Origin of the sequence: Qipengyuania mesophila (assembly GCF_019711655.1) — a bacterium.
GTDB classification, from domain to species: Bacteria; Pseudomonadota; Alphaproteobacteria; order Sphingomonadales; family Sphingomonadaceae; genus Qipengyuania; species Qipengyuania mesophila.
In genome coordinates, this window is the sequence record NZ_JAIGNU010000001.1 from 1610849 (window position 1) to 1626070 (window position 15222).

12 protein-coding genes are annotated in these 15222 nt (G+C 67.5%); 5 read left to right on the forward strand and 7 right to left on the reverse strand.

The annotated features are described in order from the left end of the window. Positions 1-47: 47 nt before the first annotated feature. Genes leuS through holA form a run of 3 tightly spaced genes read left to right on the forward strand, consistent with a single transcriptional unit; the run spans position 48 to position 4101 of the window. Entirely contained in the window at positions 48-2570 is a 2523-nt protein-coding gene (leuS, locus tag K3181_RS08105; RefSeq protein ID WP_221602491.1) for a leucine--tRNA ligase, read from the forward strand. Further along, the gene (gene lptE / locus K3181_RS08110; RefSeq protein WP_221602492.1) at positions 2570-3058 is read left to right on the forward strand and encodes an LPS assembly lipoprotein LptE; all 489 of its coding nucleotides are present in this window, start codon (positions 2570-2572) and stop codon (positions 3056-3058) included. The genes leuS and lptE overlap by 1 nt, the downstream gene beginning before the upstream one ends. Further along, the gene (holA, locus tag K3181_RS08115) at positions 3055-4101 is read left to right on the forward strand and encodes a DNA polymerase III subunit delta (RefSeq protein WP_221602493.1); all 1047 of its coding nucleotides are present in this window, start codon (positions 3055-3057) and stop codon (positions 4099-4101) included. The genes lptE and holA overlap by 4 nt, the downstream gene beginning before the upstream one ends. Before the next feature lie 7 nt (positions 4102-4108). On the opposite strand, the gene K3181_RS08120 is transcribed toward holA, so the two are convergent. The 3 genes from K3181_RS08120 to K3181_RS08130 are packed head-to-tail and all read right to left on the reverse strand — an operon-like array spanning position 4109 to position 5967. Beyond that, positions 4109-4657, reverse strand: a complete 549-nt coding sequence (locus K3181_RS08120) for an LptA/OstA family protein (RefSeq protein WP_221602494.1) — start codon at positions 4655-4657, stop codon at positions 4109-4111. After that, on the reverse strand, positions 4657-5325 hold the full coding sequence (gene lptC, locus K3181_RS08125; protein ID WP_221602495.1) for an LPS export ABC transporter periplasmic protein LptC: 669 nt from the start codon (positions 5323-5325) through the stop codon (positions 4657-4659). The genes K3181_RS08120 and lptC overlap by 1 nt, the downstream gene beginning before the upstream one ends. Positions 5326-5349: 24 nt before the next feature. Further along, a complete protein-coding gene (locus K3181_RS08130; protein WP_221602496.1) occupies positions 5350-5967 on the reverse strand; it encodes a ribonuclease D in 618 nt (205 codons plus the stop codon). Between the two features lie 79 nt (positions 5968-6046). Between K3181_RS08130 and K3181_RS08135 the strand changes: the two genes are divergently transcribed. Continuing rightward, on the forward strand, positions 6047-6727 hold the full coding sequence (locus K3181_RS08135; protein WP_221602497.1) for a uracil-DNA glycosylase: 681 nt from the start codon (positions 6047-6049) through the stop codon (positions 6725-6727). A gap of 186 nt (positions 6728-6913) precedes the next feature. Here the strand turns inward: K3181_RS08135 and K3181_RS08140 are convergent, their stop codons facing one another. Next, a complete protein-coding gene (locus tag K3181_RS08140) occupies positions 6914-7693 on the reverse strand; it encodes an SDR family NAD(P)-dependent oxidoreductase (RefSeq protein WP_221602498.1) in 780 nt (259 codons plus the stop codon). Between the two features lie 79 nt (positions 7694-7772). Here K3181_RS08140 and K3181_RS08145 point away from each other — a divergent pair, with 79 nt between their 5' ends. Further along, positions 7773-8564 carry an enoyl-CoA hydratase gene (locus tag K3181_RS08145; RefSeq protein WP_221602499.1) on the forward strand — a complete coding sequence of 264 codons (792 nt, stop codon included), beginning with the start codon at positions 7773-7775 and terminating at the stop codon, positions 8562-8564. Here K3181_RS08145 and K3181_RS08150 read toward each other — a convergent pair. From K3181_RS08150 to gltB, 3 genes are read right to left on the reverse strand one after another with little or no spacing between them, the layout of a single operon-like run. After that, on the reverse strand, positions 8561-9073 hold the full coding sequence (locus K3181_RS08150; RefSeq protein ID WP_221602500.1) for an AAA family ATPase: 513 nt from the start codon (positions 9071-9073) through the stop codon (positions 8561-8563). The genes K3181_RS08145 and K3181_RS08150 overlap by 4 nt on opposite strands. Before the next feature lie 4 nt (positions 9074-9077). Further along, positions 9078-10514 (reverse strand): glutamate synthase subunit beta, encoded by a 1437-nt coding sequence (locus K3181_RS08155; RefSeq protein WP_221602501.1) that lies wholly within the window; start codon positions 10512-10514, stop codon positions 9078-9080. Continuing rightward, positions 10514-15166, reverse strand: a complete 4653-nt coding sequence (gene gltB / locus K3181_RS08160; protein WP_221602502.1) for a glutamate synthase large subunit — start codon at positions 15164-15166, stop codon at positions 10514-10516. The genes K3181_RS08155 and gltB overlap by 1 nt, the downstream gene beginning before the upstream one ends. Between the last annotated feature and the right edge of the window lie 56 nt (positions 15167-15222).

Below are 15222 nucleotides of genomic sequence, written 5' to 3' on the forward strand. Positions count from 1 at the left end.
CAAAAGCGCCTTCCAATAGGCTGCAAAATCCGTAAACGCGGCTCCCTATGAGCAGCGATACCCGTTTCGATCCGGCCGGCGCCGATGCGCGCTGGCAAAATGCGTGGGATGAGGCGCAGACCTTCCGCGCCGACAGCGATTCCCCCAAGCCCAAGAGCTACGTGCTCGAGATGTTCCCCTATCCCTCGGGGCGCATCCATATCGGCCATGTGCGCAATTACACGATGGGCGACGTGCTGGCGCGCTACAAGAAGGCGCGCGGGTTCGAAGTGCTGCACCCGATGGGCTGGGACGCCTTCGGCATGCCGGCGGAAAACGCCGCCATGGAGAAAGGCGTCCACCCCGGCGGCTGGACCCGCGACAATATCGAACACATGAAGGCTCAGCTGAAGCGGCTGGGCTTCGCGCTCGACTGGAGCCGCGAACTCGCCACCTGCGAGCCCGAATACTACGGCCACGAACAGGCGCTGTTCCTCGACATGTACGAGGCCGGGCTGGTCTATCGCAAGGAGAGCGAGGTCAACTGGGACCCGGTCGATATGACCGTGCTCGCCAACGAACAGGTGATCGACGGCAAGGGCTGGCGCTCGGGCGCCGAGGTCGAGCGACGCAAGCTCAACCAGTGGTTCATGCGCATCACCGATTTCGCCGAGGATCTCCTCGACGGCCTCGGCACACTCGACGACTGGCCCGACAAGGTCCGGCTGATGCAGGAGAACTGGATCGGCAAGTCGCGTGGACTCGAATTCCGCTTCGATCTGTCGAATGGCGACACGCTGCCGGTCTACACCACGCGCCCCGACACGATCTTCGGCGCAAGCTTCGTCGCGGTCGCCGCCGATCACCCGGTGGCGCAGGGCGTCGCCGCGCAGAACTGCGACGCGGCGAAGTTCATCGAATTGTGCAAGAAGGGCGGCACCACCGCTGCCGAACTCGAGACGGCGGAAAAGCTCGGCTTCGATACCGGGATCGGCGCGAAGCATCCCTTCACCGGCGAACACCTGCCGGTCTTCATCGCGAATTTCGTGCTCATGGATTACGGCACCGGGGCGATCATGGCGGTGCCGGGCCACGACCAGCGCGACTTCGAATTCGCCACCAAATACGGCCTACCGATACCGCGCGTGGTGGCGCCGAGCGTCGACGATGCGGGCAAGCCCTTCGACGGCGAAGCCGAACCCGGCGAAGGCGTTCTGGTGAATTCGGACTTCCTCGACGGAATGGAAGTCGAGGAGGCCAAGCGCGAGATCATCCGCCGCATCGAGGAACAGGGTCGCGGCGAAGGCAAGACCGTCTGGCGCCTGCGCGACTGGGGTGTCAGCCGCCAGCGCTACTGGGGCACGCCGATCCCCTTCATCCACTGCGGCGCATGCGGCGTGGTGCCCGTGCCCAAGGCCCAGCTTCCCGTCGTGCTGCCCGAAGACGTCGATTTCCAGACACCCGGCAATCCGCTGTTGCGCCATCCGACGTGGAAGCACGTCGACTGCCCCAAATGCGGCGGAAAGGCGGAGCGCGAAACCGACACGCTCGACACCTTCACCAACAGTTCGTGGTATTTCCTGCGTTTCGCCAGCCAGCCCGCCGACAAGCCCTTCGACCGCGAGGAAGTCGCCAAATGGCTGCCGGTCGAACAATATATCGGCGGGATCGAGCATGCGATCCTGCACCTGCTCTACGCCCGCTTCTGGACCCGGGCACTGGCCCGCATGGGCCAGATCGAGGTGAAGGAACCATTCGCCTCGCTCTTCACGCAGGGCATGGTGACGCATGAGACCTACAGCCGCAAGGAAGGCGGCAAGACCGTCTACTACGCGCCCGAAGAAATCAGCCGCGAGGCCGAGCGCGCGCTGCTCAAGGACGATGGCGGCGAGGTCGAAATCGGTCGCGTCATCAAGATGTCGAAGTCGAAGAAGAACGTCGTCGACCCCGACACCATCATCGACACCTATGGCGCCGACGCAGTGCGCTGGTTCATGCTTTCCGACAGCCCGCCCGAACGCGACCTGCCCTGGTCAGAGGCAGGCATCGAGGGCTGCAGCCGCTTTGTCCATCGCCTCTGGCGCCTGTTCTCTGCCTATGACGCAGGCGCCGAGGGCGAGGACAAGTCGCTCGATCGCAAGACGCACCAGACCGTCGCAGCTGTCGCCGACGACATCGAGGCGCTGGGCTTCAACAAGGCCGTCGCGCGGATCTACGAACTCACCGGCGCGGTCGAGAAGGCCGCCGCTTCGGCCAGCCGTTCTGCCGCGATCCGCACACTCGTGCAGTTGGTCGCGCCGATGATGCCGCATCTCGCCGAAGAAGCATGGGCGTCGCTCGGCGAAGGCGGCCTTGTCGCCGACGCGCCCTGGCCCGAAGTCGATCCGGCGCTGCTGGTCGAGGACGAAGTCACCATCGCCGTCCAGCACAAGGGCAAGCTGCGCGATACGCTGACCGCGCCCAAGGGTGCCTCGAAGGACACGCTCGAGGCGATGGCGCTCGCGTCGGAAAACGTCCAGCGCTCGATCGACGGGGCCGAAATTCGCAAGGTCATTGTCGTGCCCGACAGATTGGTGAATATCGTCACCTGATGCGCATCCTCTTCGCCAGCCTCGCCCTTGCACTCCTGTCGGCATGCGGCCTCTCGCCCATGTATGCGGGCGGCGGCAGCGGCGCGGTGGCGCAATCGCTCGCGGCAATCGAGGTCGCGCCGATCGAGGGGCGCGCCGGCTGGCTGGTGCGCAGCGCGCTCGAGGAACGCTTTGCCGCCGCGGGGCAGGCGAGCCCGCAATATCGGATCGAGGTCAGGCTCGACGACCAGCTCGAGGGCCTCGCCGTGCTGCGCGACGATACGATCAGTCGCGAGCGCCGCACCTTGCGCGCGCGCTACCAGCTGATCGACCTGACCAGCGGCGAGATCGTGCTCGACGCGACCGACGGATCGGACGCCGGGATCGACGTGGTGTCGAGCGAGTACGCCGTCATCGCGGCCGAGCAGACTGCGCTCGAGAATCTGTCGCAGGACCTCGCCCAGCGGATCGTGACGCGCGTCGCGTGGGCGCTGCGCGCCGGACAGTGAAGCTCACCAACCGCGATTTCGCGGCCAAAGGGCGCGGTGCCGCGCAGGGCTGCGGCATCTTCTTCTTCTGCGGGCAGGACGAGGCCGGCGCGAGCGCCGCGGCTAACGATCTCGTCAGCTGGCTCCCCGAACCGGGCGAGCGGGTCGAGATGTCGGGCGCCGAACTGCGCAGCGACCCGGCGAAGCTGGGTGACGAAGCACGCACGACCTCGCTGTTCGGCGACCAGCGCCACATCTGGGTCCGCGCCAGCGGGGACGAGGCGCACGAGGCGCTCAAGGTGCTGGTCGAAACGGGCGATTCGGGGGCAGGCGAGGCCTGCCCGGTGGTCATCGTCGCCACCTCGGCGACCGACAAGTCACGCACCGCCAAGCTGCTCGAGAAGCGCAAGGATGCGCTGGTGGCGATGTTCTATCCGCCCGACCTGCCATCGGTGACCAAGAGCGTGCGTGCGCTGGCCGACGGGGCCGGCGTCCGGCTTGGCGGGGATCTCGCCGAACGGATTGCGCGCGCCGCCAATCTCGACGTGCGCCTCGCCCGGAGCGAGGTCGAGAAGCTGGCGCTCTATCTCGATGCGAGCGCGCAGAGCCCGCAGGCTGCGACCGAGGAAGACCTCGACGCGATCGGTGCGGCGAGCGAGGACGACGGGTTCGCGCCGCTGGTCAACGCCGTGCTCGGCGGGCAGGCTGCCAAGCTCGGGGTCGAGCTGGCGCGGATGAAGCAGCTCGGCCTTAACCCGGTCGGCGTGCTGCTCGCCTTCGAACGGCGCGCGGCGCAGCTGGCGCGGATCGCCGCGACGCTGGGTAGCCGCTCCTTCGGCGATCTCGACCGGGGGGAAGAAGCGCGGCTCGGGATCTTCTTCAAGGAGAAGCGCGAGATCGGTCAGCAGTTCGGCCTCTGGCGCCACGGCGACAAGCTCGACCGGTTGACCCAGCGACTGGTGACGCTCCACCGCGAACTGCTGACCAACAGCCAGGCCGCCGAGCTGCTGCTCGCGCAGGGGCTCGCCGAGATCGCGCGGGTCGCGGGCGCCCGGGCGCGCTAGCCCGAAATCAGTTCTCGGGGACCGAGAAGGTGCCCGTCACGCGCCCGCCCGATTCGCCTTGCCCGGTAACCGAGGAGGAGCCGCTGGCGCGCCCGTCGACGCTCGACACGCCGCTGGCGAGGTCGATCACCAGCCGCCCGCCATTGAGCGTGTCGCCGCCGCGGTTGAGGCGGACATTGCCCGCCATGGTGATGATCCGGCGGTTGAAATCGTAGACCGCCGTATCGCCGCGGGCACGCTCGTTGCCGCGCGTCACATTGACCCCGCCGGTGGCCATGATCCGCTGGATCTTGAGGCTGCCGCTGTCGGTGTAGTTCACGATCGTGCGCGCCGCGCTGAGGTTCAGGCCCGCCTGCGTGATCTGGACATTGCCCGACAGCACGACGCGGTTCTGCCTGTCCTGCAGCTCGATCCGGTCGGCGGCATAGCTCACCGGAGCGTTCGAATTGTGCCCGGCGATGGCCTGTGCCGACAGCTGCATGCCGGCGAAGGCGACAGCGGTCACGGCGAAGGAGCCGATGCCCCAGCGGGCCATGGTGAGAAACAGGGGCTTCATCAGGGCATCCTCAGCTTTCCGGGCGCCATGCGCAGCCGCGCATTGCCCGACAGGGTGATGGTGCGCGCCGAGAGATCGGCGGTCAAGCGGTCGGCGCGGAAGGTCCCGGCGGGGATCGCACCGTCGACGCCGCCGCTCCCGACGAGGCGCTTTTGGGCGAGGTCGAGCGAGACGTCGCGCGAGAGCATGCGATAGCCGTCGGCGGCCACCAAGTTCATCGGGCCGATGATCGAGACGACCTCCTGGTCGATATCGTATTGCCCGGCGCGGGCGGAAATGCGCGCGGGGCCTTCGTCGAGCAGCAGCCGCGCGACGAGATTGTTCATCCGGACGATGCCTTCGGCGCTCGATCGCTGGACGGCTTCGCCCGCGGTCAGCGAGAAGGGGCGGCCCTTGTCGTCGGCGCCGCGATAGAGCGCATTGTCGACCCGCAGCCGCTCCTTGATGATCGCCACCTTGTTGCGGTCGAGCAGGAAGCTGACCTCGCCGCGCGGGGACAGCGGGGTCACCACCATCAGCGCGGCGAGCACGCCGACGGCCATCGGCAGGGCGCGCGCGAGGAAGGCGACGAGGCGGTCGTGCGAGCCGCCGGGCTCGGCCCAGTGCTGGCGCTCGTGCCGCCGTTCCTTGGCTTCGGCCGTCTCTATCCTGCGTTGCCGGGATGCCATGGAGCTTGCCTGCCTGCGTGACCCTTACATGTGGCTGAAGATGTCGTGATCGGCCCAGCCGGCGACATCGAGCCGTGCGCGCGTCGGGAGGAATTCGAAACAGGCCTGCGCCAGTCCGCTGCGGCCCTCGCGCTCGAGCCGGCGGTCGAGTTCCTCTTTCATCCGGTGAAGATAGCGCACGTCGGAGGCGGCGTATTCGCGTTGCGCATCGGACAGTTCGGGCCCGCCCCAGTCGCTCGACTGCTGCGCCTTGGAGATGTTCTCGCCGAGCAGTTCCTCGACCAGCATCTTGAGGCCATGGCGGTCGGTATAGGTGCGCACCAGCTTGCTGGCGATCTTGGTGCAATAGCAGGGCGTCGCCATCACGCCGAGGTAGTGCTCGATCGCGGCAAGGTCGAAGCGCGCGAAGTGGAACAGCTTGAGCCGGTTCGGATCGCCCAGCACGGCCTTGAGATTGGGCGCGTCGTAGGTGCTGTCGGGGCCGAAGCGGACGAGGTGCTCGTCGCCATTGCCGTCGCTGATCTGGACGACGCACAGCCGGTCGCGGATCGTCACCAGGCCCATGGTTTCGGTATCGACGGCCACCGGGCCATCGGCGAGCACGCCTGCGGGGAGGTCTTCTTCGTGGAAATGCACTGCCATGCGCGAGGCCTTAGGCGCATCGGGGATTGTAGGGAAGGGCGGACTGGTCCCTCGCGCAGCAGGCCCTACAATCGCCCGCATGACCGAAAGCGTGCCGCCAAGCTGGAAGCCCGTGCTCGACCCCGTCCTGGCGAGCGCCGAGGCGCGGCGGCTGGGCGGCTTCCTCGTCGCCGAGGAGCGCGACGGCAAGACGATCTATCCCTCACGCGGCTGCCGGCTGAAGGCGCTCGAGCTGACCCCGCTCGACGCGGTCAAGGTCGTGATCCTCGGGCAGGACCCCTATCACGGGCCGGGGCAGGCGATGGGCCTGTGCTTCGCCGTGCCCGAAGGGGTCAAAGTGCCGCCGAGCCTGGTCAATATCTACAAGGAGCTCGAGACCGATCTCGGCCTGGAGCGGCCCGAGCACGGCGATCTGAGCAAATGGGCGCGACAGGGCGTGCTGCTGCTCAACAACACGCTGACGGTCGAGGCAGGGAATGCGGGGAGCCATGCGGGGCGCGGCTGGGACGCGATCACCGATGCCTGCGTCGCGGCGGTGGCGGCGCGCGAGGCGCCCTCGGTCTTCATCCTCTGGGGCAGCCATGCGCAGGCCAAGGCGAAGCGGGTCGCGGGCCTCAGGAATGGGCGGCATTGCGTGATCGAGAGCCCGCACCCCAGCCCGCTTTCGGCGCATCGCGGTTTCTTCGGGAGCCGGCCCTTCAGCCGCACCAATGCCTTTCTCGAAGAACACGGACGTGGCGCCATCGACTGGGCGGTGTAGGCGGACAAAGGTGACACCGTGTCACCTTCGCTCGCTTGCCCCATCCGGCTGATATTGCGAACGAAAAGGCTCGCTCCGGCCACCGGACGGACACGGAGGGCGGAGGCAAAAACCTCCGGCGGATCGACGATGCGAAAGAACCGGCCGCCCCCCTACCACCCCGGCGGCGTGTAGGAAAATTCGTCGTCAGAAGATCGAATAGCCGCCGTCGATCACCACCGAATCGCCGGTGTGGAATGTGCTCGCGTCGCTGGCGAAATAGACCGCGATGCCGGCGAAATCCTCGCCCTCGCCCCAGCGGCGCATGGGCACGCGGCCGATCGCCTTTTCGTTGAACGCGTCCCATTTTTGCAACCGCTCGGTCATCTCGGTGGCGATCCATCCGGGCAGGACAGCGTTGGCGCGAATGCCGTGGCGTGCCAGTTCGACCGCGGTCCCGCGCACCATCGCCAGCACGCCCGCCTTGGTCGCGGCATAGGCCTGGTTCTGCGGTGCGCCGTGGATCGCCGACACGCTCGAGGTGACCAGAAGCGATCCGCCCTTGTCGCCCTCCTCGGCGCGCGCGACCATGTGCTTCGCCGCCTCGCGGAAGGTCCAGAATACCGCGTCGAGATTGACCGTGGTGACCTTGCGCCATTGTTCGGTGGTCTGCTCGGTCAGCGGTGCGCCGCCACCGACCCCGGCATTGGCGATGCAGCAGTCGATCCGCCCGAGCCGCGCGAGGCTTTCGGCCATCGCGTCGACCACCGCCGCTTCGTCGGAGACGTCGACCGCCAGCGCCTCGGCGCGCCTGCCATGCGCCTTCAGCCGCTCCAGCGCGGCGGCGTTCTTGTCCGCGTTGCGGCCCCAGATCGCGACATCCGCGCCCGCCGCCGCCAGCCCTTCAGCCATGCCCAGGCCGATGCCGCTGTTGCCGCCGGTGACCACCGCCACCTTGCCGGTGAGGTCGAAGGGTTTGAATGCCATTGATGTCTCTCCTCTCGCTGTCACTGAACGCGAGTGGCGGGACGATTGCAAGTCGCAACCTATCGGCTAGGCTATCTGCATGACCCAGCTGATCCTGACCGAGATCGCCGACGGTATCGCCACCGTCACCCTCAACCGCCCCGAGGCGATGAATGCGCTGTCGAAAGCGCTCCGCCACCGGCTCTACGAGGTGATGAAGGAACTCGATGCCGACGATGCCGTCCGCGCGGTCATCCTGACCGGCGCGGGGACAAGGGCCTTCACCGCCGGGCTCGACCTCAAGGAGCTCGGCTCGCAGGAGGGCGCGCTCGGCGCGGCCAATGCAGAGGGGGCGGACGAGAACCCGGTCAAGGCTATCGAGCAGTGCCGCAAGCCGGTGATCGGGGCGATCAACGGCGTCGCCATCACCGGCGGCTTCGAGGTCGCGCTGGCCTGCGACGTGCTGGTCGCCAGCACCAATGCGCGCTTCGCCGATACGCATGCACGCGTCGGGATCGTCCCCGGCTGGGGGCTGTCGCAGAAACTGAGCCGGATGATCGGCATCAGCCGCGCCAAGGAACTGAGCTTCACCGGCAATTTCCTCGATGCCGAAACCGCCGAACGCTGGGGGCTGGTCAACCGCGTGGTCGCGCCCGAGGAGTTGTTGCCAGAGGCGCGTCGGCTCGCGGCCGATATGGCGAGCGTGGATCCCGCATTCCTCGCCACCTACAAGGCGCTGATCGACGAGGGCTATGCCGCGAGCTTTGGCGAGGGGCTGGTGATCGAACACGCACGCTCCTCCGCCGCCAATTCCGCGGTCAGCCCCGAGGAAGTCGAGGCGCGCCGCGCCGCGGTGCAGGCGCGCGGGCGGACGCAGGGCGCGGGCGGCTAGGCGATCGCCAGCTTCCGCAGCACGAAATCTGCGCGGTCGCCAACCGGTAGTTTGGGCAAGGTGAGCGGGCTATAGCCGAGCTTCGGCAGGAGCTCTGCCAGATGCTCGTATTCATCGCGGGCAGCCTCGAAATCGTGGCGACGCATCGAATCCTCGGCGTAGATTTCGGGCCAGGGCGGGGCGAGGAACACCCCGCCGGCATAGGGACGCTCCTCGCCGAGGGCGTCGGCGACCGGGGTGACACCAATGCGTTCGAGCCCCGCGAGCGCGTCGAACAGCCCACGATCGTAGAACACCGGCTCGTCGATCGAGGCATGTGCGGCGAGATCGGCCATGGCCATGTCGGCGGCGGCGCGAAGGAATGCCTCGGCATCGTCCCAAGGCGCGATGCCCTGCGCGATCAGGCGGCGGCCGGGCTCGGCGACGGTGCGGCAGCCGCGCGCCGCCAGTTCGTCGAGCAGCGTCGTCTTGCCGCCGCCCGAACAGCCGGTGATCAGGATGTCGGCCACGCGCCTAGCGCGGCAGCTCGGTCGCCCCCATCAGCGCGAGGTCGACCGCGCGCGCGCATTGGCGCCCTTCGCGGATTGCCCAAACGACGAGGCTCTGTCCGCGCCGCATGTCGCCGCAGGAAAAGACGTTGGGCTCGCTGGTGAGATACCATTCGGTGTCCGCCGCGACATTGCCGCGTCCATCGAGATCGACGCCCGCGCGATCGAGCAGCCCGCGCCGCTTGGGCCCGGTGAAGCCCATGGCGAGCAGGATCAGGTCGGCCTTCAACGTGAAGGTGCTCCCGGGCACTTCCTGCATGCGCCCGTCGATCCATTCGACGCGCACGCATTCGAGCCCGGCGACATCGCCGCCTTCCTCGACCACGCGCTTGGTCAGCACCGCCCAGTCGCGCTCAACGCCTTCCTCGTGGCTCGAGGAGGTGCGCAGCTTGAGCGGCCAGTCGGGCCAGGTCAGCGCCTTGTCTTCCTTCTCGGGCGGCTTGGGCATGATCTCGAGCTGGGTGACGCTGGCCGCGCCCTGGCGATTGCTGGTCCCGACGCAGTCGCTGCCGGTGTCGCCGCCGCCGATGACGATGACATGCTTGCCCGTCGCGGTGAGGCTGCCGCGCGGCGCGGCGCGGACCTCGTCGTCGCCGGCATTGCGCTTGTTCTGCTGGGTGAGGAATTCCATCGCCAGCCGTACGCCGGGCAGTTCCGCCCCGGGAATGTCGAGCCGCCGCGCTTCCTCGGCCCCGCCGGCGAGCACCACCGCGTCGAAATTCTCCTGCAAGGCGCTGAAGCTGACCTCGACCCCGACCTCGCTCGAGGTGCGGAACTGGACGCCCTCGGCCTCCATCTGCACCGCGCGGCGGTTGATCAGGTGCTTCTCCATCTTGAAGTCGGGAATGCCGTAGCGCAGCAGCCCGCCGATCCGGTCGGCCTTCTCGAACACCGTCACCGCGTGGCCCGCGCGCGCCAACTGCTGCGCGCAGGCGAGGCCCGCAGGCCCGCTGCCGATCACCGCGACCGACTTGCCGGTGCGTTTCTCGGGCAGCTGCGGCTTGACCCAGCCTTCGGAAAAGCCGCGGTCGATGATCGCGCATTCGATGCTTTTGATCGTGACCGGCGAATCCATGATGTTGAGCGTGCAGGCCGCCTCGCAGGGGGCGGGGCACACGCGGCCGGTGAATTCGGGAAAATTGTTGGTCGAATGGAGCACCTCGAGCGCGTGCTTCCAGTCGTCCTCGTAGACGAGGTGGTTCCAGTCCGGGATGATGTTGTTCACCGGACAGCCGTTGTGACAATAGGGGATGCCGCAATTCATGCAGCGCGCGGCCTGCTTGCGCAGCTGCTCTTCCGACAGCGGGACCACGAACTCCTTGTAGTTCGTCAGCCGCTCCGCGGGGTCGCGATAGGTCCTGTCTTCGCGCTCGTATTCGAGAAAGCCGGTTTCCTTGCCCATTATTCCGCGGCCTCCATTGCCGCCTGTTCGCGTTCGTCCTCGAGTGCCTTGAGTGCGCGTGCGTAGTCGCGCGGCATCACCTTGCGGAAGTTCTTCAGCTCGCTCGCCCAGTCGTCGAGCAGCGCCTGGGCCCTGGCCGAGCCGGTGTGGAGCAAGTGGCGCTCGACCAGCACCTTCAATCGCTCGGCATCGTGGTAGAGTGGATCGCCCATCCCGGCATTGTCGACCGAGACGGGGCGCTGCTGCGGCCTGGCCCAGCTCTTCTCAGCCCCTTCGCCATCGCCCGTACGGACGTCGAGCACATCGACCTGCGCCGGGTTGCACAGCTGTGCGAAGCGGCGATCCGGATCGTAGACATAGGCCACGCCGCCGCTCATCCCGGCGGCGAAATTGCGCCCGGTCGGGCCGAGAACGCAAACCACACCCCCGGTCATGTATTCGCAGCCATGGTCGCCGGTGCCTTCGACCACCGCGACCGCGCCCGAATTGCGCACCGCGAAGCGCTCGCCCGCGACGCCGGCGAAATAGGCCTCGCCCGCGATCGCGCCATAGAGCACGGTGTTGCCGACGATGATGTTCTCGCCGGGCTCGCGCGGCGCCTTCTCGGGCGGGCGGACGGCGATATGGCCGCCCGAGAGGCCCTTGCCGACATAGTCGTTGGCATCGCCGGTCAGGCTCAGCGTCACGCCATGCGCCAGCCAGGCGCCGAAGCTCTGCCCCGCCACGCCGGTGAAATCGATCCGGATCGTGTCCTGCGGCAGGCCCGCGTGGCCATAGGCCTCGGCGATCCGGCCCGACAGCATCGCACCGACGGTGCGGTTGACGTTGCGGATGGTGCGGGTGAGCTGGACCGCCTGTCCGCTCTCGATCGCCGGTTTGCAGGCCTCGATCAGCTCGACGTCCATCGCCGCGGCGAGGCCGTGGTCCTGGTTCTCGGTATGGTGGAGCTTCTGCCCTTCCTTGAGCGGCACGGCATGGAGGATCCGCTTGAGGTCGACCCCATGCGCCTTCCAGTGGCGCTCGACGCGGCGCATGTCGAGCCGGTCGACCCGGCCGACCATCTCCTCGACCGTGCGGAAGCCCATCTGCGCCATGATCTGCCGCAGTTCCTCGGCGACGAAGAAGAAGTAGTTGATCACGTGTTCGGGCGTGCCGGTGAAGCGCTTGCGCAGCACCGGGTCCTGCGTCGCCACCCCGACCGGGCAGGTGTTGAGGTGACACTTGCGCATCATGATGCAGCCTGCCGCGATCAGCGGGGCCGTGGCAAAGCCGAACTCGTCTGCACCCAGCAGCGCGCCGATGGCGACGTCGCGACCGGTGCGCAGCCCGCCGTCGACCTGCACCGCGATGCGGCTGCGCAGATCGTTGAGCAGCAGCGTCTGCTGCGTTTCGGCGAGGCCGATCTCCCACGGCGAACCCGCATGCGTCAGGCTGGTCAGCGGGCTCGCGCCGGTGCCGCCCTCATAGCCCGAGATGGTGATGTGATCGGCCTTGGACTTGGATACGCCCGCGGCGACCGTGCCCACGCCCACCTCGGAGACCAGCTTGACCGAGATGCGGCTGTCGGGCTGGACGTTCTTGAGGTCGTGGATCAGCTGCGCGAGATCCTCGATCGAATAGATATCGTGGTGCGGCGGCGGCGAGATCAGGCCCACGCCGGGGGTCGAATGGCGCACCTTGCCGATGCGCTTGTCGACCTTGTGGCCGGGCAACTGCCCGCCCTCTCCAGGCTTGGCACCCTGCGCCATCTTGATCTGGATGTCGTCCGAATTGACCAGATATTCGGTGGTCACGCCGAAGCGGCCGCTGGCGACCTGCTTGATCCGGCTGCGCATCGAATCGCCATTGTCGAGCGGACGGAAACGCTCGGGCTCCTCGCCGCCTTCGCCGGTGTTCGAGCGACCGCCGATGCGATTCATCGCGATGGCGAGCGTCGAATGCGCCTCGTGGCTGATCGAGCCGAAGCTCATCGCCCCGGTGCTGAAGCGCTTGACGATCTCGACCGCGGGTTCGATCTCGTCGAGGTCGAGCGGCTGTTCGGCGCTCTTCAGCTCCATCAGCCCGCGGATCGTCAGCAGGCGTTCGCTCTGCTCGTTGATCGCCGCAGCGAACTCCGCGTAGTTCTTCGGGTCGTTGCCGCGCACCGCGTGCTGCAACTGCGCGACCGAATGCGGGGTCCAGGCATGCGCCTCGCCGCGGATGCGGTACTGGTAGATGCCGCCCACATCGAGCATGCCGGCATAGAGCGGGTTGTCGCCATAGGCCTGCGCGTGGCGCAGCACGGCCTCCTCGGCGACCTCCTTCAGGCCGATGCCCTCGATGGTGGTCGCGGTGCCGTTGAAATAGGCGTCGACGAATTCGGAATTGAGGCCGACCGCGTCGAAGATCTGCGCGCCGCAATAGGACTGGTAGGTCGAGATGCCCATCTTGGACATGACCTTGAGGATGCCCTTGCCGACCGCCTTGACGTACTGCGCCTGGACCTTGTCCGCGTCGAGATCGGGGAAGCGCTCGGCGCGCAGGGCCTCGATGGTCTCGAAGGCGAGATAGGGGTTGATCCCTTCGGCGCCATAGCCCGCGAGCGCGCAGAAGTGGTGCACCTCGCGCGCCTCGCCGGTCTCGATGACGAGGCCGGTCTGCATCCGCAGGCCCTGACGGACCAGCTGGTGGTGGACAGCGGCGGTGGCGAGCAGCGCGGGCATGGGAATGCGTTCGGGGCCCTGGTTGCGGTCCGAGAGGATCAGGATGTTGGCATCGCCGAGCACCGCCTCGGTCGCCGCCCAGCACATTTCCTTGAGCGCCATGGCGAGGCCCTCGGCCCCGGTCGACGCGTCCCAGGTGATGTCGATCGTCGCGGTGCGGAAGGCGCCATCGAGCGCGACCTCGACCGAGCGGATCTTGGCCAGATCGGTGTTGGTGAGGATCGGCTGCGCGACCTCGAGGCGCTTGTGCGTGCCGCCGTCGCGACCGAGCAGGTTCGGGCGCGGACCGATCATCGACAGCAGGCTCATCACCAGTTCCTCGCGGATCGGGTCGATCGGCGGATTGGTGACCTGTGCGAAGTTCTGCTTGAAATAGTCGTAGAGCAGCCGGCTGCGATCGCTGAGCACGGCGATCGGCGTGTCGGTACCCATCGAGCCGATCGGATCCTCGCCGCCCGTCGCCATCGGCTCGAGGAAGCGGGAGATGTCCTCCTGCGTGTAGCCGAAGGCCTGCTGGCGATCGAGCAGCGCAATCTCGGACTTGGTGATTTCCGACAGGTCGGGCTCGATATGGTCGAGGTCCTCGAGCTTGTACTGCGCCTTGGCGAGCCAGGCCTCGTAGGGCTGCGCGGCGGCGAGGTCGGCCTTGAGCTCCTCGTCCTCGACGATGCGGCCCTGTTCGAGGTCGATCAGCAGCATGCGGCCCGGCTGCAACCGCCACTTGCGGGTGATGTCGGCATCGTCGAACGGCAGCACGCCGCTTTCCGAGGCGAGCACCACGAGGTCGTCCTTGGTGGTGCACCAGCGCGCGGGGCGCAGGCCGTTGCGATCGAGGCAGGCGCCGATCTGGCGCCCGTCGGTGAAGCACACCGCGGCGGGGCCGTCCCACGGCTCCATCAGCGCGGCGTGGTATTCGTAGAAGGCGCGCCGTGCCGGATCGATCAGCGGATCCTTGGCCCAGGCCTCGGGCATGAGCATCATCATCGCATGGGCGAGCGAATAGCCGCCGGTCAGCAGCAGCTCGAGCGCATTGTCGAGGCAGGCGGTATCCGATTGCCCGTGCGGGATCAGCGGCCACATCTTGTCGAGGTCGGAGCCGAGCAGCTCGCTTTCCATCGTCCGGCGGCGGGCCTCCATCCAGTTCACGTTTCCGCGAACGGTGTTGATCTCGCCATTGTGCGCCATGAAGCGATAGGGGTGGGCGAGCCGCCAGCTGGGGAAGGTGTTGGTGCTGAAGCGCTGGTGGACGAGCCCGAGCGCCGAAACGCAGTCGGGATCGCGTAGATCGTCGTAGAAACTGCCGACCTGGTTGGCGAGCAGCAGGCCCTTGTAGACGACCGTGCGGCTGGAAAAGCTCGGGATATAGGCCTGGCTCAGCCCGGCGATGCCGTGCTTCGCCTCGAGCGCCTTCAGCGGATTGAGCGTCTGTTTGCGGATGACGATGAGCTTGCGCTCGAAGGCGTCCTGGTCGGTGCAGTTCTCGCCCCGCGCGATAACGCACTGACGGATGACCGGCATCGAATCGACCACCGCCTTGCCCAGCCCGTCGAGTGTGGTCGGCACGTCGCGCCAGCCGATGACGCGCTGGCCTTCCTTCTCGGCGAAACGTTCGAGCTGCTTCTCGACGAAGTCGCGCGCCTCGTCTTCCTGCGGCAGGAAGCACATGGCGACGGCGTAATCGCCCACTTGCGGAAGATCGTGGCCATGATCGCCCGCCCATTTGCGGAACAGCGGGTCGGGCACCTGCAGCAGGATGCCCGCACCGTCGCCCAGCAGCGGGTCGGCGCCGACCGCGCCGCGGTGGTCGAGATTGGCGAGGATTTCGAGCGCCTGGGTAATGATGGCATGGCTCTTGGCGCCCTTGATATGCGCGACCATGCCGACGCCGCAGGCGTCGTGTTCGTTACGCGGATCGTAGAGACCCGTGGCCTGGGGCGGCATGCGTCCCATCAATACTGCGTCCTCCTTCGTACCCGCCGACCTGCCGCGCGGGGGGAGCGGGGCGA